This window comes from Chitinophaga ginsengisegetis (assembly GCF_900168065.1).
In the GTDB taxonomy this organism is placed as follows: domain Bacteria; phylum Bacteroidota; class Bacteroidia; order Chitinophagales; family Chitinophagaceae; genus Chitinophaga; species Chitinophaga ginsengisegetis.
This window is the reverse complement of record NZ_FUZZ01000001.1, coordinates 2349433-2367846: the sequence shown is the minus strand read 5'-3', so window position 1 is coordinate 2367846 and position 18414 is coordinate 2349433. Positions and strand designations below refer to the sequence as shown.

At 47.1% G+C, this 18414-nt stretch carries 13 protein-coding genes; all 13 read left to right on the top strand.

The window, feature by feature from the left end:
* Positions 1-343: 343 nt before the first annotated feature.
* The 13 genes from B5Z18_RS09460 to B5Z18_RS09400 all read left to right on the top strand — a co-directional run bounded on the left by B5Z18_RS09460 (position 344) and on the right by B5Z18_RS09400 (position 18414).
* On the top strand, positions 344-949 hold the full coding sequence (locus B5Z18_RS09460; RefSeq protein ID WP_079469114.1) for a hypothetical protein: 606 nt from the start codon (positions 344-346) through the stop codon (positions 947-949).
* Positions 950-1060: 111 nt separating this feature from the next.
* Positions 1061-1528, top strand: coding sequence for a hypothetical protein (locus B5Z18_RS09455; RefSeq protein ID WP_079469113.1), 468 nt, complete (start codon positions 1061-1063; stop codon positions 1526-1528).
* 58 nt (positions 1529-1586) lie between these two features.
* Positions 1587-2054 (top strand): hypothetical protein, encoded by a 468-nt coding sequence (locus B5Z18_RS09450; protein WP_143313533.1) that lies wholly within the window; start codon positions 1587-1589, stop codon positions 2052-2054.
* Positions 2055-2278: 224 nt separating this feature from the next.
* Positions 2279-2848 (top strand): RNA polymerase sigma-70 factor, encoded by a 570-nt coding sequence (locus B5Z18_RS09445; protein WP_079469111.1) that lies wholly within the window; start codon positions 2279-2281, stop codon positions 2846-2848.
* 50 nt (positions 2849-2898) lie between these two features.
* A complete protein-coding gene (locus tag B5Z18_RS09440) occupies positions 2899-4014 on the top strand; it encodes a FecR family protein (RefSeq protein WP_079469110.1) in 1116 nt (371 codons plus the stop codon).
* 223 nt (positions 4015-4237) lie between these two features.
* Complete coding sequence (locus B5Z18_RS09435) at positions 4238-7504, top strand: TonB-dependent receptor (RefSeq protein ID WP_200817221.1); 3267 nt, start codon at positions 4238-4240, stop codon at positions 7502-7504.
* A gap of 18 nt (positions 7505-7522) precedes the next feature.
* Positions 7523-9007 carry a RagB/SusD family nutrient uptake outer membrane protein gene (locus B5Z18_RS09430; protein ID WP_079469109.1) on the top strand — a complete coding sequence of 495 codons (1485 nt, stop codon included), beginning with the start codon at positions 7523-7525 and terminating at the stop codon, positions 9005-9007.
* A gap of 17 nt (positions 9008-9024) precedes the next feature.
* Complete coding sequence (locus B5Z18_RS09425) at positions 9025-9852, top strand: LamG-like jellyroll fold domain-containing protein (protein WP_079469108.1); 828 nt, start codon at positions 9025-9027, stop codon at positions 9850-9852.
* Between the two features lie 6 nt (positions 9853-9858).
* The gene (locus B5Z18_RS09420; RefSeq protein WP_079469107.1) at positions 9859-11517 is read left to right on the top strand and encodes a glucoamylase family protein; all 1659 of its coding nucleotides are present in this window, start codon (positions 9859-9861) and stop codon (positions 11515-11517) included.
* Positions 11518-11530: 13 nt separating this feature from the next.
* Complete coding sequence (locus B5Z18_RS09415) at positions 11531-12847, top strand: glucoamylase family protein (protein WP_079469106.1); 1317 nt, start codon at positions 11531-11533, stop codon at positions 12845-12847.
* Between the two features lie 5 nt (positions 12848-12852).
* Positions 12853-14592 carry a family 43 glycosylhydrolase gene (locus B5Z18_RS09410; RefSeq protein ID WP_079470021.1) on the top strand — a complete coding sequence of 580 codons (1740 nt, stop codon included), beginning with the start codon at positions 12853-12855 and terminating at the stop codon, positions 14590-14592.
* A gap of 10 nt (positions 14593-14602) precedes the next feature.
* On the top strand, positions 14603-16900 hold the full coding sequence (gene bglX / locus B5Z18_RS09405) for a beta-glucosidase BglX (RefSeq protein WP_079469105.1): 2298 nt from the start codon (positions 14603-14605) through the stop codon (positions 16898-16900).
* Positions 16901-17013: 113 nt separating this feature from the next.
* Positions 17014-18414 carry an ATP-binding protein gene (locus B5Z18_RS09400; RefSeq protein ID WP_079469104.1) on the top strand — a complete coding sequence of 467 codons (1401 nt, stop codon included), beginning with the start codon at positions 17014-17016 and terminating at the stop codon, positions 18412-18414.

The following is an 18414-nucleotide window of genomic DNA, read 5'->3' as shown; positions in this document are numbered from 1 at the left end:
CGCCGTTTTTGCCGTTTTTTGTCGGTTTATGCCGGAATCGGTAGGTCCGCAAAATAGTCATAGTGTATGGGGAGTGTATTGGAAGTGTATTATGAGTGTATAGTGAGAGTATGGGAAGTGTATGGGGAGAGTATAGAGACTGTATGGGGACTGTACAGGGACTACAACGCATAGACGAGTCCTAAGTATCTGAGAAGTATTTGAGAAGTATGCGAGAAGTAATGGACTTATATATTAAAAAATATAAAGCGACGCTTGCAACCATTCGCACCGATTCCTCCAGGGTAAAGCCCATAAATTATAAGATGGATTTGAAATTAAATTTCCGTAATATTTGAAGCCAATGAAAATACTAACGTGTCTTTGTATCGGTTTTTTGGGGATCGTTAATAATGTTGATAATCCCAGTATTTATAATTTACTTCAACATTGGAATAAAATGAGTTTGTCTGTGTTGAAAGAGAATGCAGCATCAGCAATTACTGGACAAGAGAGAGAACTGTATCAGAATAGATTGGAAGCAATGCCGGAAGCATGGGAAGGAGTTGACAGTATTAATTATAAATCAATAAGATTGCTTTTCCTGGAACAAATCAGCGCTGATTTTAATTGGAAAGATAAGAAGTGGGCTGTCATTGAGGTTGTAAAAAACGGCGAAATAAAGCGATTGGTAAATTATCTAATATATTATAATGGAAGTCAGGCAAATATTATTGCATATCGCTACTATCTTGATAAGTGGATCAAAATTCATGAATGGCAGGAGCATTTAAAGATGGTTACACTCTTTAAAAAAAAGGATAAGGTCCCTATGGATAAAGGAAGTAATGTGGGCGATGTTATTGTTACGAGTTTTAAATCGGGGTTTCCTCTACAATCAGCGTATTTTGTCGAAAATACTTTGGACCAGGGAAGCATGATTAAGAGCATTATTTCACACTCATATTGACGAGCAAGTTTTGATTTTTCGGGAAGCAACGGAATAGTCTACATCTACAATAGTACCGGAGTGATTGCAACTGTTCCACAAGATAATCTTGTGACGCATAAGAAGTAATATATGAAAGTAGCCTTTTTTATAACGATCATACTAGTCTGTGTTTTAACGGTTCATGCGCAGCAAAATAAAGACGACTATAAAACAATGGTTGATTCAGCCATCACCATGATGTATACACAATTTTTGGAGACGAGTAAAAAACAGAAGAGTTGGCATTATCTTGAAAACCTGTATTTGTTAAATGAGCATGATCAGCCATTAAGCTATGTGTCATTTAGTAGTAGGTTTAAATTTATTAATATTCATGATGACCGGAATAAGAAAATACTGTCAAAAGGTATTTATGCCTGGAAAGTACTTACTACATTAAATAGAAATAAGTTTATAGTCACTATTATCAACTTTTATATAACTTATAAGAATCGCAATTATGACTTCTCTAATGGAGGAGGGTCAAAAACAGTATTTGAATATTCCTGTGACGAAGATGAATGGAAGTTAATTGCTTTCGATAACCGGGGCATTTAGTCGCAATATGATCTTCTTTTAGTAATAAACGCATCCAGCGTTTTTTAAGATTAAATCAATGATAAAGAAATTAATATTTTACATAGGGTTAATACTATTGGGGATATCATGTAAAATCCCAACGGGCGGCCGTGATAAGAGTTTAATGAGGCAGGTGTATCAAAATCAAAGGTCTTATTATGATGTAAAAATCAGTGATAAGGAAAACTATATAAGTATTATCAATTTTGGCAGTAAAGGCAGGGAAGAACTATATAAGAAAAACAGGATACAGCTATCAGAATTACAGGATTGTATTGTATTGGAAGGATTTAATCCTGGCTGGGGAAATTATTGTGGATTACTTATAAGCAATAAGGGGAGTTATGTTTATGGAAATAAAACAACAGGGAAATGGGATATGGCGTTAATCAATATTGATAGTGATGATATTGAAAAAAAAGCCGGGATTACAAGGGATGTTATAGATAGAGTGAGATTATGGGATACTTTGTATATCAATAAAATAACCAAAGCAAGCAGTTAGGGACTTATGCGACTGATGGATTTGTTTTTATGGCAACACGGGTCCGGTATATTGACAGGCATAGTACGAAAATCGAAACTATAGCGTTCAATGAATTTGGACATTAATTTGTAAAAGTTACAAATAGAAATTGGCGGTTTTAACCTGCAAGTTCCCCCACCTGCCTCACCGCATCATTTTTTTTCTTTACTTTGTCCACAGAAGCAGCTAATCACTTTCACTTTATGTTCCACGCGAATGAAATAAAGGAATGGCAGCGTCGTATCGGCTTATACGACGACGAGGTAGCGTACAGGGAACTGTTCCTGCACTTCTATAAGCCACTGCTGAAATTCGCCACCTCTTTTGTAAAGTCTGCCGAAACGGCCGAAGAAGTAGTGTCCGACGTGTTCATCAGCCTCTGGGAACGCCGCCAGCAGCTGGAAAACGTGAATAACCTGCAGGTATACCTGTATGTAAGCGTAAAAAATACCTCTCTGAAATACCTGCTCAAACAAAAGAAGCAGTCTGCTATTACGATTGATGAATTATCCGTAGAGCTGGCAAGTCCGCACCAGAACCCCGAACAGATGCTGCTGACGGCAGAAATGCTCTCGCGCATTGAGGCTGCTATCGAAGGATTGCCGCCCCGTTGCAAGATCATTTTTAAGCTGATCCGTGAAGACGGCCTGAAATATAAAGAGATAGCCGAAATCCTGAATGTGTCCGTTAAAACCATTGACAACCAGCTCGCTGTTGCCCTCGCTAAAATAGCCAGGGTACTGAATGTGCAGCTGAAGAAATCCTCCCGCTGATACCCCGTCCCAAAAATATTTTTGTTTCCTTTAGTAGATATTGATTCCAAATGGTACCTATATACAGAGTAGCTATCGAAATCGTTATGAATAATAAGCGCGTATGGGAACTGATAGGCAGGAAACTGGCCGGAGAAGCATCTGCAGAAGAACTGCAGGAGCTGGAAGGTTTATTGCGTGCCCATCCTGATCTTCACTTTCCCGTGGAAGCCATTACAGATATCTGGAAAACAACGCCGGATCCGGCCGACAGGGCGGAAGGAGAGGACGCGCATACCCGTCTTATCAGCCGCATGCAGGAGAAGGGGATAGCTATAGGTTTACCAACGGAAGAACAACAGGCTGCTATTTTCCAGCTGGAAACCCGGACAAGAAGCCCCTGGCTGCGTTACCTTGCAGCCGCTGCACTTGCCGGTATCCTCATCACAGCAGCTGCCTGGTGGTGGCGGCCCGCAGGAAAAGCCGCTCATTCACCCGCTATCAGCGAAGTAACTACCCGTAATGGTTCCCGCACTTCCATACAACTGCCCGACGGCTCCCACGTATGGCTCAATGCCGGCAGTAAACTAACTTACAACAAAGATTTTGGCAATAACAACCGCGAGGTAAACCTCAGCGGCGAAGCCTTTTTTGATATCGCTAAAAACGCGGATTACCCCTTTATTATCCACACCGCCCGCATGGATGTGAGAGTATTGGGAACCCGGTTTAACCTGAAAGCTTATCCGGGCGATAAAATGACCGAAGCCACGCTGCTGCAGGGCAGTATTGAGGCTTCTCTCGCCAGCCGCCCCGGCGAACGGATCATTCTGAAACCCACGGAAAAAATCCTGGTATCGGACGACTCTTTACATGAGGTGAAAACCAATGATCCGGTAATGGCCGTAAAACATCTTACTTACTATGCAGAACAAGAAGATGCGATTGTAGAAACTTCCTGGATGGAAAATAAACTCGTATTCCGCGATGAGTCATTCGCATCGCTGGCCGCCCGTATGGAGCGCTGGTACGGGGTAACTATTCAGTTTGCTGATAAAAAGAAAGAAGAGCTGCGGTTCACCGGTGTGTTTGCACAGGAAAACATTCAACAGGCATTGCAGGCATTACAAATGACTGCTGCATTTAATTATACCATCCACGGTACAGAAATTATTATTAACCAGTAATATTTCCGTTATGAAAAAAGGACACAGATTTAATTCGTCTTGAGCTACTGGTAACTAAAAAGGGAAATGCGCCAACATTTCCCTCCTGAAGCATAACAGGAAGCTTCGCCAATCCTTAAAAACAGCTGGCTTCCATTTTATTACCTCTAGATCTAAAAGTATGAAAAAATCGCTAACAACTGCGAAGCGACCCTCCCATGCCTTCAAAAAAGTCTTATTAATTATGAATTGGACCGCCGTACTGCTGCTGGCAGGTGTGCTCCAGGTATCTGCCAATGCGAAGGGGCAGGGAACGATAACTCTCCGGCTCAAAGAAACGGAGATTGCCAAAGTGCTCAGTAGTATTGAGAAACAAGGCGAATACCGGTTCCTGTATAACAACGCATTGAAAGACATCAGGAAGAAAGTGGATGTGGATGTAACCAACACACGTCTGGCTGACCTCATGAGCGAAATACTCAACAATACCGGCCTGAAATATAAAGTAATTGAGAATAACCTGGTGGTCATCATGGCCAACACCGGGGAATTGCAGGACATCAAAATTACCGGTAAGGTAACCAGTAAAGATGGAAATACACCGGTACCCGGTGCTACCATCAGCGTCAAGGGAACCTCCCGCGGAACCGTTACCGGGCCGGATGGCACGTATACACTGACGGTACCGGAAAATGCCACGCTGCTGGTATCCTTTATTGGCTTCACCAGCCAGGAAGTACCGGTTAACAGCCGCTCTGTGATCAACATATCCCTGGTAGAATCAGTGAGCATGGTGGAACAGGTAGTGGTAGTGGGTTATGGCGTTCAACGCAAGGTGGATGTTACCGGCGCTATCAGCCAGGTTAAAGGAGAAGAGATCAATAAACAGCCTATCAATAACGCGGTAAGCGCCCTCCAGGGAAAAGTGCCCGGCGTAACCATTACCAATATGGGAAAGCCCGGTGCAGCGCCTGAAATCAAGATCCGCGGTACAGGTACCATCTATGGCAGCGCCAACCCGTTGTATGTGGTAGACGGTGTGTGGTATGATGATATCAACTTCCTCAACCCTGCCGATATCGAAAACATGAGTATCCTGAAAGATGCTTCCAGCGAAGCTATTTATGGTATACGTGCGGCAAACGGTGTAGTGCTCATCACCACAAAAAAAGGAAAATCCGGAAAGCCGGTCGTGAATTATAACGGCTATGTAGGCTATCAGAAAGTAACCAACGAGGTGAAAATGGCCGATGCCAGTCAGTATGCCACCCTGGTTAATGAACTGCAGGAACGCAACGAGAATAAACCCCCACTGTTCGATGATCCTTCCCAGTTTGGAAGAGGCACCGACTGGTACCACCAAACCCTCCGGAATGCACTGGTAACCAATCACCAGCTGTCTGTAAGTGGTGGATCAGAAAAATCTACCTATAATTTCTCTATAGGTTATCTGCACCAGCAAGGTTTAGTGAATACCAACGACTTTACCCGCTATACCGCCCGGTTACAAAACGATTTCCAGGTATTTGAACCACTGAAGATTGGTTACACGGTTACTGCGTCTGCCAATAAATCAAATGACGTTCCCGACTTTATCTGGCGCCAGTTGTATAGTGCCGGCCCCGTAGTACCGGTGCATTATGCCGATGGTACTTATGGTGATCCGAACGATTATAACCTCGGTGAAGGTGCAAACTTCAACCCACAGGCAACCCTCGACTTTTTCAACCAGTTCACTAAAAAACAAACCGTTACAGGTAGTTTATACGCTGACCTGCGGTTTGCCAAACACTTTACTTTTCACACCAGCATTGGTGGTGAATACGGCGAAAACCTGATGCGCAACTATGTGCCCGTGTTTGCGGCTACCATTGCACAACGCGCTACCAACAGTAAACTCACCCGCGAAAATACCGATACCCGCAACTGGATCGTGGAAAATACACTGACCTATCAGAATAAATTCAAAGACCACGACCTGAGAGTATTGCTGGGCCAGGGCGCACAGCGTTATCAAACTTATAAGCTCACTGCTACCGCACCTAATGTGCCGAATAACAGTGAAGGAGATATGTACCTGAAACTTGGCAGCACCGCCGGCAGGGAAATAACAGATGAAGGAGATATCTACACCGTATCTTCTTATTTCGGAAGAATCAATTATTCCTTTAAAAACAGGTATCTCCTCAATGCTTCGCTGCGTGCCGACGGCGCGTCCCGGTTCTATGGCAATCAACGCTGGGGTTATTTCCCTTCAGTAGGGGTGGGCTGGATCATCAGCGAGGAGAGCTTTATGAAGCAACAACATTTCTTCGATAACCTGAAACTGCGTGGCAGCTGGGGCCAGATAGGCAATGCCTCTGTTACTTCCAATATCTCCATATTGAGAGTAGCCCAGGATCCTTACCTCACTGCTGTCTTTGGTGGTAATGTATACACCGGCGCCAGCATCAACTCCGTAGTACCGCCTACTACCTACTGGGAAAAAGGCGTAGGTACGGATGTGGGATTGGAAGCCAGTATGCTTAATAACCGCTTGTACCTGGAAGCAGGTTTCTATAACCGGAAAACAGTGCAGGCCATTTTTGATGTAAACATTCCAGGTTCTGTGGGTACTAATTCCGGTACTATCATCGCCAACCAGGCCGATCTTCAGAACCGCGGCCTTGAATTTGCAGTAACCTGGAAAAGCCAGATAAAGAAAGACTTTACTTACTCCGTTGGAGGTAACCTCGGTTATAACGAAAACAAAGTATTAAGTGTGGTATCCGGTAAAAATCCTATCTATGGCGGCGGTGGTGGCCTCACCAGTGGCGCACTGAGTACCCGTACTATGGTCGACAGGCCCATAGGTGAGTTTATAGGCTATATGGTAGATGGAATTTTCCAGACAGATGCGGAAGCATTAAACTCCGCACAGCCCAAAGCAAGAGCGGGAGACTTTAAATACAGGGATGTAAGCGGACCAAAAGGCGTGCCTGATGGCGTTATTGATGCAAACGACCGCGTGCCATTGGGTAACCCGAACCCCCGCTTCAGCTACGGTATTAATACCTTTTTTTCGTGGAAACAATTTGATCTTACCCTCGATTTCCAGGGCGTGGCAGGTGTAGATGTATACAATGTAAATCTCGGTGCGCGTTTTGGTAATGAAAATTTCACCAAAGATTTTTACGATAAACGCTGGCATGGACAAGGTACTTCCAATACCTATCCTTCTGCTTTCATCGGCGGCCGCGATAACTACCTGCCTAACTCTTTCTTCGTGGAAAACGGCAGCTACTTCAGGATCAGGAACATCCAGCTGGGATATAACTTCCCCGCTACTATGACGGAAAGATGGGGCATGAAAAACCTGCGCGTATTTGCAAACGCACAGAATGCTTTCAACTTCTTCCAATACCGGGGATTCACACCGGAAATTGGCGGTAAGCCCAGGGAAGCCGGTATCGATAACAACGTATACCCACTCTACGCAACCTACAATTTTGGTGTAAATGTTACTTTCTGATAATAAAGCAGACTTGTTATGAAACGAAATACTCAACTTAATATACAACGTTTAGCCGGTGGCGTTATATTGCCGGCATTATTGGCCATCGCTGGTTGCGGGAAATCATTTCTCGATGTACCCCCACAGGGACAGCAACCCAGCGAACAGTTCTGGAAAAATGAAGCAGATGCCACCAAAGCAGTAAATGCTATTTATGCTAACCTCCGCGAATGGAAACAGGTAGCATTTGCCGCCATCGCTATAGAAAGCCTGGGCTCCGACGACGCCGAAAAAGGAAGTAACGCATCCGATGCCAGCTTCCTCAATAAGTACGACGATTTTTCGGTAACTGCTACAGAAGGACAAATCCTTGATTTCTGGAAAGGACAATACCAGGAAATTAATTTCTGTAACCAGGTACTGGATAATATTCCTGCCATCAGTATGGACGATGCACTGAAAAACCGCTACCTCGCTGAAGCAAAATTCGTACGTGCGTATGCGTACTTCCGGCTGGTACGCGCCTTCGGTGATGTGCCCCTGCGCCTGAAAATAGCAGTGGACGCCAGCGAATATAATTTACCAAGAACGCCAAAGGCAGAAGTATGGGCAGCTATTGAAAAAGACCTCACGGAAGCAGCAGCGGTATTGCCGCCGGCATATCCCGCCTCCGACGCAGGACGTGCTACCAAAGGCGCCGCACTGGCCCTGCATGCAAAGGTGGCCATGTACCTCAAAAAATGGCCGGATGTGCTCAATTATACCAACCAGGTAATGGGACTGGGATATACCCTGTATCCTAACTATGAGCAACTGTTCCGCATTGCGAATGAAAATTCCAAAGAATCCGTTTTTGAAATCCAGTGCCAGCTGATCCTGAACAGTAAAGATGCCTCTAACTCCCAGTACTCGCAAATACAGGGCGTAAAAGGTGTTGTAGGCGGTGGATGGGGCTTCAACGTTCCCACACAAAGCCTCGTAAGTGAGTATGAACCCGGCGATCCGCGAAGGGATGCTACCATCATTTTCAGGGGAGAAACCACACCGGAAGGCGATCTTATCCCCCCTACCGGCGATAACCCGATGTTCAACCAGAAATCGTATGTGCCTTTCCGTTTGTTCGTAACCGGCTATACAGAAGGTGCCGATCAGAATGTGCGTGTAATCCGTTATTCGGAAGTGCTGCTCATGAACGCAGAAGCCGCTAACGAACAAGGTAATACAGCCCTGGCACTCACCTCGCTGAACGCTGTAAGGGCCCGCGCACGTGGCAACAATGCCGCCATACTTCCTGATGTAACCACTACCAATAAAGAAGCATTACGCAATGCAATATGGCATGAAAGAAGAGTAGAGCTGGCCATGGAAAACGACCGCTACTTTGATGTGATCCGCCAGGGAAGAGGCGCTGCCTTATTTGGTACTAAAGGCTTCGTGGCCGGAAAAAATGAGGTATGGCCTGTTCCGCAGAATGAAATTGATATCAGCGCAGGAACACTGACACAAAATCCGGGTTACTAATCTCTAATAAAACTATTATGAACTTCAGATATCAATCATACGTACTGCTGGCAGCCATCACGCTGTTCGCGTCGTCTTGCTATAAAAAGTTTGATGCCGACAGCTATAAACCGGCATTATCTATCGGTGGTTATACCAGCGCATCCGAAATTGCTCCGGGCAACCTGGTGGCCTACTGGGGATTCAACGATAACCTCACCGACAGCATCTCTAAAACAAACTGCGACAATAGCGGTACCTCTTTCACTACAGGTATCAAAGGCCGCGCCCTTAAAGGCGCAGACAAAGCATATGCGCTGTTCACACCAGGAACTGCTATCACCGGTCTCAAAGCATTTACTATCACGCTGTGGGTAAACAACCCGCAAAATACCAACGGTATCGTAGGACTGCTCAGTCTCAGCAATACAAAAAGCTTCTGGGGCAACATCGATATCTTTTTTGAAAATGGCAGTACCGACACAAAGGCGATACTGAAAATGCACGTAGCCAGCGCACAGGGAGAAGCATGGCTGGGTAACTATGAGTTACAGAATGTTTGGGACAGGTGGACTAACCTCGCATTGTCCTACAACGGTGTGGATTCTTTTAAGGTATATGTAAATGGATTAAAGATCGCCACACACGTGATGAGCGGAGCCGGTCCGATCCAGTTCCTGAACCCGGGCAAAATGGTGTTTGGTACTTCCCAGTTCCAGACCGTTCCCAGTCTTACTTCTGAAGCTACGGCACAGGACTGGGCCAGCTATCTCACCGGTGGTCTGGATGAAGTAAGAATTTATAATAAAGCATTGGAAGAAGCAGATGTCAGCGCCCTGGTTAAACTGGAAGGGCGGGGTAAATAGTTTGATATGAAATGGATAGCTTGTTTATTATTGATAATAACAGCAGGCTGCGGTAAGAGCGGGGGCGACAATACGTCGCCTCCGCCCGTTACGCCGGCCTCCTTCAGCTTTCAGGCGCAGCGTGTGGATAGCGTGTCTGCCGGTTTTTCTTACTACGGTACCGGTACACAACCCGCTGTCAGGATTTCTTTTTCCGATGCAGTGTTGCGTAGTTCTGTTGCTGCTGCCTGTTCTTTTACCGCTAAAAGCGGTGATAACGTGCCTTATAACGTAACGTGGGAGCACGGCGACAGTACCCTTGTACTGAAACCCGTTGCGCCACTGTCTAACCTCACCGCCTATACGGTTACTGCGGGTACTACTTTGCTGTCGGTGAAGAACGCCAAACTTCAAACAGCTGTTTCATTGTCGCTGGTAACCGCCATAGATACCACCGATAAATTCCCGCGGATCTCTGATGATGCACTACTCACGCTGGTGCAACAGCAAACATTCAAATACTTCTGGGACTTTGGTCACCCGGTAAGCGGCCTCGCACGCGAAAGAAACACCAGCGGCGAAACCGTTACTTCCGGTGGCTCCGGCTTTGGCATCATGGCTATCATCACCGGGATAGAACGCCATTTTATTACCCGCAGCGAAGGACTGGCACGCATACAAAAAATAACCACTTTCCTCGGCACAAAGGCGGCGCGCTTTCACGGCGCCTTCCCGCACTGGCTCAATGGCAGCACCGGCGCAGCTATTCCTTTCAGCACAAAAGATAACGGCGCCGACCTCGTGGAAACATCCTATCTCATCCAGGGACTTTTAACCGCACGCCAATACTTTAAAAATGCAGATATAACGGAAACGCAGCTACGAAATGATATCAACGCGATCTGTAATGCAGTGGAATGGAACTGGTTCAGGAAAGATAATGCAAACGTGCTGTACTGGCACTGGAGCAACGAGTATAAGTGGGACATGAACCTGCCGGTGAAAGGATGGAATGAATGTTTGATTACCTACATCCTCGCGGCCTCCGCACAAACGCCGGTACCCAAAGCTACTTACGACAGCGGTTGGGCAAATAACGGCGCCATACGCAACAACAATTTATATTACGATATCAAACTGCCGCTGGGACCCGCTTTGGGCGGACCGCTGTTTTTCTCGCATTACTCTTTCCTCGGCATCAATCCCAAAGGATTAAAAGATACGTACGCAGATTATGAAGAACAGGTGGTAAATCATACACGCATCAACTACGCCTATTGCGTTGCCAACCCGGGAAAGAACTATGGCTATGGCGCCGATTGCTGGGGCCTTACTGCCAGTGATATCCCCAACGGCTATACGGCAAGTTCGCCTGTCAATGATGTAGGCGTTATTGCGCCCACTGCCGCCTTATCGTCGTTTCCTTACACCCCGCAGGAATCCATGCGGGCGCTGAAATTCTTCTATTACAAACTGGGCGATAAAATCTGGAAGGAATACGGCTTTACAGACGCCTTTTCCCTTCAGCACATCTGGTTTGCCAATTCATTCCTGGCCATCGACCAGGGGCCGGTGATAGTGATGATAGAAAACCATCGCAGCGGGTTATTGTGGAACCTGTTAATGAGCTGCCCGGAAATAAAAACCGGTATGCATAACCTGGGCTTTACCAGCCCCCATCTCTGAAAAAAGAAAAGTAATGAAGTATATCCTGTTTATCGGCTGTTTGTTTTTCCTGCTGCAGCCGGCTATGGCACAAAAGAAAATAGCGGTGAACCGGCAAAAAATGTCGGACGAACAATTATTGGAGCTGGTACAGAAACAAACCTTCCGTTACTTCTGGGATTTTGGTCACCCGGTATCCGGTATGGCGCGCGAACGCAGCAACAAAACCTTTGATTACGGCGATGAAGTAGTGACCACCGGCGGCACCGGCTTTGGCGTAATGGCGATCATTGTGGCTGCAGAACGTAAGTGGATCACGAGGGAAGCCGCCGCACAACGGCTCCTGAAAATTGTGGACTTCCTCCGGAAAGCAGATAGTTATCATGGCGTTTTTCCACACTGGCTGAATGGCAACACAGGTAAAACAATTCCCTTCAGCCGTAAAGATGATGGCGGCGACCTGGTGGAAACATCTTTCCTGTTTCAGGGTCTCCTTTGCGCGCGTCAGTATTTCAACAATGACTCACCAACGGAAACGGAGCTACGAAATAAGATCAACTGGACCTGGAACGAAACAGAATGGAACTGGTACACACAGGGCGGACGCAATGTATTGTACTGGCACTGGAGCCCTAACAATGGCTGGAGTATGAATCATGAAATCAAAGGATGGAACGAATGTCTTATTACTTATGTACTGGCCGCTTCCTCCCCCCGTTACGCCATCAGCCCGGAAGTATATCACCAGGGCTGGGTGAACAATATTTATTTCAGGAACGACCGTACCTTTTATGACATCAAACTCCCGCTGGGATTTGATTACGGAGGACCGCTCTTTTTCTCACATTACTCTTTCCTCGGGTTAAATCCGCACGGATTAAAAGACCGGTACGCTGATTACTGGGAACAAAACCTGCATCATACGCTTATCAACCGCGAACACTGCGTTCGCAATCCAAAAGGATTTAAAGGATACGGCGCCAACTGCTGGGGGCTCACCGCCAGCGACACTTATGACGGGTATAATGCACATTCGCCAGAAAACGACTGGGGCACTATCACGCCCACCGCAGCACTATCCGCGTTCCCCTACACGCCTGAATATTCCATGCAGGCGCTCAAACATTTTTACTACGATCTGGGCGATAAGATCTGGACGGAGTATGGCTTTACCGATGCATTTAATGAAACAAAGCAATGGTACGCATCTTCACACCTGGCTATTGATCAGGGCCCTATTGTGGTGATGATAGAAAACTACCGCACCGGTTTGTTGTGGAAGTTATTTATGAGTTGCCCGGAAATTAAAGAGGGGTTGAAGAAACTTGATTTTGAAACTACGGTAAAATAGTTATGATGAGAAGATGGATATATGCGCTGGTGGTCATGTTCATATGCATGGATACCACTGCGCAAACTACCTATTGTAACCCGGTGAATATTGATTACGGCTATTGTCCTATTCCCAACTTTACTACCTGGGGGAAACACCGCGCCACCGCGGATCCGGTGATTGTAAATTATAAAGGCGACTACTACCTGTTTTCCACCAATCAATGGGGATACTGGTGGAGCCCGGACCTGCTCAACTGGCATTTTGTAGAGCGGAAATTCCTGAAGCCGTATCATCATGTATATGATGAACTATGTGCTCCTGCAGCGTGGGTAATGGGCGATACCTTGCTCGTATTCGGCTCTACCTATACCAGCGATTTCCCCATCTGGATGAGTACCAATCCCAAAGGAAATGAATGGAAAGAAGCGATCGACTCCCTGCAGATAGGTGGCTGGGACCCTGCTTTTTTTGCAGATGACGATGGCCGTTTGTATATGTACAACGGCAGCAGCAACCGCTATCCGTTGTATGGCGTGGAAATGAATCGCAGTACCCTGCAACCAAAAGGCACGAGAAAGGAAATGTACCTGCTGGAGCCGGATCGCTATGGCTGGCAACGGTTTGGGGAAAACCTGGATAATACTTTCCTGGACCCCTTCATTGAAGGTGCCTGGATGACAAAGCACCACGGAAAATATTACCTGCAATACGGTGCGCCCGGAACAGAGTTCAGTGGCTATGCCGATGGAGTAGTGGTAGGCGATCATCCGCTGGGGCCCTTTACACCGCAATCAGACCCTGTTTCGTATAAGCCTGGGGGTTATGCCCGTGGCGCAGGTCATGGCGCTACATTCCAGGATAATAAAGGGTTTTGGTGGCATGTATCTACAATGGTAATTGCTGTGAAAAACAGCTTTGAACGCCGTATCGGTTACTGGCCCGCCGGTTTTGATAAGGAAGATGTGATGTTTTGTAACACCTCTTTCGGCGACTACCCGCATTATATTTCAAGAAGCGCCGATACCACCGCTTTTGATAACGCCGGGTTTACCGGCTGGATGCTGCTGAATTATAACAAACCAGTTACCGTATCTTCCGTGTATGGCAGTTATCTCCCCAATAACGCCGTAGATGAAAGCATAAAAACATACTGGAGCGCGGCCACCGGCAACAGGGGCGAATGGATACAAACAGACCTCGGAAGAGTTAGCCGCGTAAATGCAGTGCAGGTAAATTATGCCGATCAGGATGCGCCATTTTTGGGTAAGCAAACGGATATTTATCACCAGTATATACTTTGGTTTTCGGAAGATGGAAAACATTGGAAGATGCTGGCCGATAAAAGCAAACAACGGAAAGATGTGCCGCACGATTATATCGAATTAACAAAACCGGTACAGGCGCGTTATATCAAAATGGAAAACATCCATATGTCCGGCGGAAAATTCGCACTCAGCGGGTTAAGGGTATTTGGCAACGGCAACGGCGCTGCACCGGATACGGTGAAAGACCTGCTGGTGCTTCGCACTGAGAAAGATAAACGAAGCGCCTGGATCAAATGGTCGCCGGTAGATAATGCGTACGCATACAACATTTATACCGGTACCTCACCGGATAAATTGTACAGCTGTATCATGGTGCATAACAACAACGATTATTACTTCAAAGGCATGGACAAAGACCGCCCCTATTATTTCTGTATAGAGGCCATCAATGAAAACGGCGTATCTGCCAGAACAAAAGTGATAAAAGCAGAATAAAACAAACAGTATGAAACATACACATACCCTTTTGAAAAGCGCGCTGGTGGCGCTGGCCCTGTCGGTTGCCGGCCAGGTACAGGCGCAAACAACAGACGCGAAAATGAATACGTTTGTGAGCGCGCTGATGGGAAAAATGACATTGGAAGAAAAGATCGGGCAGCTGAACTTACTCACACCAGGTGGTGGTGTGCTTACCGGGTCAGTGGTAAGCAGTGATGTGGAAGCGAAGATCAGCAAAGGCAATGTAGGCGGTTTGTTTGGCGTGATCGGTGTGGAAAAGATCCGGCAGGCACAGGAACTGGCGGTTACCAAAAGCAGGCTTAAAATTCCGCTGATTTTTGGATCGGATGTGATCCACGGATACAAAACCACTTTCCCTATTCCGCTGGGATTATCCTGCAGCTGGGATTTGCCGCTGATTGAACACAGCGCCCGGCTGGCGGCTACGGAAGCCAGTGCCGATGGTCTTTGCTGGGTGTATTCCCCGATGGTGGATATCGCCCGCGATCCGCGCTGGGGCCGTGTTGCGGAAGGCTCCGGGGAAGATACTTATCTCGGTTCAAAAATAGCTGCCGCTATGGTACATGGCTACCAGGGCAACCGGCTGGGTGATAAGAACAGCGTGATGGCGTGTGTAAAACACTTTGCCCTGTATGGCGCCGCAGAAGCCGGAAGGGACTATAACACTACCGATATGAGCCGCATCAAAATGTATGAATACTACCTGCCGCCGTATAAAGCGGCCATAGATGCCGGCGCCGGTAGCGTCATGACTTCCTTCAACGAAATTGATGGCATCCCCGCTACGGCCAATAAATGGCTGCTGACAGACCTGCTCCGCAAACAATGGGGCTTTAAAGGCTTTGTGGTAACGGATTACACTGCTATCAATGAAATGATGGCGCATGGCCTCGGCAACCTGCAAACGGTATCGGCGCTGGCATTAAAAGCCGGCGTGGATATGGACATGGTAGGCGAAGGTTTTGTTACCACCTTGCAACAATCCCTGAAGGAACATAAAGTAACGCTCACCGAAATCAATGATGCCTGCCGCCGGGTACTGGAAGCAAAATACAAACTCGGCCTGTTTGAAGATCCATACCGCTACTGCAACACTGCTACCGCCACCAAAGAAGTGCTGAGCGCAGATAAAAGACAGGCAGCAAGGGAACTGGGCGCCCGCTCCTGCGTGTTACTGAAAAATGACCGGCAAACATTGCCGTTGAAAAAATCAGGCACCATCGCACTGGTTGGGCCACTGGCCAATAACAAAAGCAATATGCTGGGTACCTGGGCGGTAAGTGGCGATGCGCAGTTATCGGTACCCGTACTGGATGGCATGAAACAGGTAGCCGGCAGCGGTGTGAATATCCTCTACGCCAAAGGCGCTAACATCAGCGATGATACCAGCTTTGCCAAAAAAGTAAATGTATTTGGCGAAAGAATAGACATCGATACCCGCACGCCGGAGCAACTGCTCACAGAAGCACTCACCACCGCCGCCAAAGCAGATGTAGTGGTAGCCGTAGTGGGTGAAGCATCAGAAATGAGCGGAGAGGCGGCCAGCAGATCAGATATCGGTATCCCTGAAAGTCAGCGTAAACTGTTAGCCGCACTGGCGCAAACCGGCAAACCGCTGGTAGTGGTACTCATGAGCGGCCGTCCGCTCACCCTCACCACCGAAAATGAACAGGCTACTTCCCTGCTGGAAGTATGGTTCCAGGGTCATGAAGCTGGCAACGCCATTGCAGATGTCCTCTTCGGAAATTACAATCCTTCCGGTAAACTCACCATGAGCTTCCCCCGGAATGTAGGACAGATTCCCATCTACTATAATTATAAAAATACGGGCCGTCCGCAGCCGGAAGGGCCTACGCAGAAATTCCGCTCCAACTACCTCGATGTAGCCAACGACCCGCTGTTTCCTTTTGGATACGGACTTAGCTACACCACCTTTAAATATGAAGGTCTTACACTGAGCGCCAATAAAATAAGCGGTGGCAAAACCATCGATGTAGCCTTTAAACTCACCAACACCGGCGCTTATGCCGGCGAGGAAATAGTACAGCTGTACCTGAGAGACCAGGAAGCATCCGTTACCAGGCCGGTGAAAGAACTGAAAGATTTTCAGAAGATAAAGCTGCAGCCGGGAGAAAGCAAAACTGTTCACTTCACGATCGATAAGGAAAAGCTGTCGTTTTTTAACAGCCAGCTGCAATGGGTAGCTGAACCGGGTACATTCGACCTGATGATCGGCGCGTCATCGGCTGATATCAGGCTGAAAGAGACCTTTGAATTATTGTAGGGCGCATATGGTTTTTTACTGGTTAAAATAAGCAGGGTCGCCCGGAAGGGCGGCCTTTTGCTTTTGGGGTGCTGAAAGCTTATATTTGAGCACTGACCATTAGCACTTATTTTATGGAACCTATCACTGCAATACAACTAAAAAGTATTCCTGCTCTCAAAGAGGTGCCGCTGGAACAGCTGCAGTGGCTGATCTCCCAGTCGGAAGAAAAGCTGGTGCCGGAAGGCGAACTGATGTTTAAAGCCGGTGATCCGGTGATCGCCACCATCATTGTGATTTCAGGAAAGGTACGTATCTCCGCCACCATCAACGGGCATTACCGGGAAATTGTAGAGCTGAACGACGATAACATTACCGGCTGGCTGCCGTTCTCCCGTGTGAAAACCGCAATGGGAAATGGCCTGTGCCTGAAAGATACCAGGATCCTGATTTGCCCCGCGGAAAAGATCAAAGCGCATATTGAGCAGCATTACGAACTAACGGAAGCGCTGGTGCATATCATGACAAGCCGCGTGCGGGAAACCACTTCCTCACAGCAGCAGAATGAAAAAATGATGGCGCTGGGAAAATTATCCGCGGGGCTGGCCCATGAACTGAATAACCCGGTAGCCGCCATTTGCAGAAGCTCGGATAAACTCTTTGAAAATATCAGCCATATCCCCGCGATATTTAAAGAGATGGCAGCGCTGTGTTTATCACAGGAACAGGCCACCGCCATTGTTGATAACCTGCAGCAGTGGTGGAGCAACAAGCCGTCAAAAGCGCCATCCCTGCTGGAACTATCTGATAAAACAACTGCTATCGAAGACTGGCTGGAGAGCAAAAACATCTCCCGGATAGAAATAGCAGAAATACTGGCGGAATATGGTGTGGAAACTACCACCCTGGATGATTTCAGCCGGCTGTTTGATCCCGCACACCTGGATGTGATTTTCAGCTGGATACATGGTGCACTGGAAGCCAACAGGATGGTAGGCGACCTGCAGATCTCTTCAAAAAGAATATCCGACCTGGTAAGCGCCGTGAAAAGATATACCTACATGGACCAGGAGCCGGATAAACAATTCATTGATATCCACAGCGGTATCAGCAACACACTCATTATGCTGGATTACCGCCTCAAAAAAGGCAATGTGGAACTGGTGGAAAATTTTGATACCTCACTGCCAAAAATAAAAGCGCTGCCCGGAGAACTGAACCAGGTATGGACCAATCTCGTGGATAATGCACTGGATGCAATGGAGCCCGCAAAAAAAGGACGGCTGGAAATAGCCACCACAAAGGACCGCCAGTGTGTGCATGTAACCATCACCGATAACGGACCAGGTATCCCGGAGGAAATACAATCGCGTATATTTGAACCTTTTTTTACCACCAAAGACCTGGGAAAAGGAACGGGGCTGGGACTGGATGTAGTAGCGCAGATCGTACAGCGCCATCGCGGATCGGTGAAACAAACTTCCGTACCCGGTAAAACTATTTTTACCATTTCATTTCCCATAGAGAATAATTAA

Excerpts from the sequence above, each read along its gene's own strand:
- bglX (WP_079469105.1), top strand. The coding sequence starts at position 14,603 with ATGAAACATACACATACCCTTTTGAAAAGCGCGCTGGTGGCGCTGGCC.
- B5Z18_RS09455 (WP_079469113.1), top strand. The coding sequence starts at position 1,061 with ATGAAAGTAGCCTTTTTTATAACGATCATACTAGTCTGTGTTTTAACG.
- B5Z18_RS09435 (WP_200817221.1), top strand. The coding sequence starts at position 4,238 with ATGAATTGGACCGCCGTACTGCTGCTGGCAGGTGTGCTCCAGGTATCT.
- B5Z18_RS09425 (WP_079469108.1), top strand. The coding sequence starts at position 9,025 with ATGAACTTCAGATATCAATCATACGTACTGCTGGCAGCCATCACGCTG.
- B5Z18_RS09415 (WP_079469106.1), top strand. The coding sequence starts at position 11,531 with ATGAAGTATATCCTGTTTATCGGCTGTTTGTTTTTCCTGCTGCAGCCG.
- B5Z18_RS09430 (WP_079469109.1), top strand. The coding sequence starts at position 7,523 with ATGAAACGAAATACTCAACTTAATATACAACGTTTAGCCGGTGGCGTT.
- B5Z18_RS09420 (WP_079469107.1), top strand. The coding sequence starts at position 9,859 with ATGAAATGGATAGCTTGTTTATTATTGATAATAACAGCAGGCTGCGGT.
- B5Z18_RS09440 (WP_079469110.1), top strand. The coding sequence starts at position 2,899 with ATGGTACCTATATACAGAGTAGCTATCGAAATCGTTATGAATAATAAG.
- B5Z18_RS09460 (WP_079469114.1), top strand. The coding sequence starts at position 344 with ATGAAAATACTAACGTGTCTTTGTATCGGTTTTTTGGGGATCGTTAAT.
- B5Z18_RS09410 (WP_079470021.1), top strand. The coding sequence starts at position 12,853 with ATGAGAAGATGGATATATGCGCTGGTGGTCATGTTCATATGCATGGAT.
- B5Z18_RS09400 (WP_079469104.1), top strand. The coding sequence starts at position 17,014 with ATGGAACCTATCACTGCAATACAACTAAAAAGTATTCCTGCTCTCAAA.
- B5Z18_RS09445 (WP_079469111.1), top strand. The coding sequence starts at position 2,279 with ATGTTCCACGCGAATGAAATAAAGGAATGGCAGCGTCGTATCGGCTTA.
- B5Z18_RS09450 (WP_143313533.1), top strand. The coding sequence starts at position 1,587 with ATGATAAAGAAATTAATATTTTACATAGGGTTAATACTATTGGGGATA.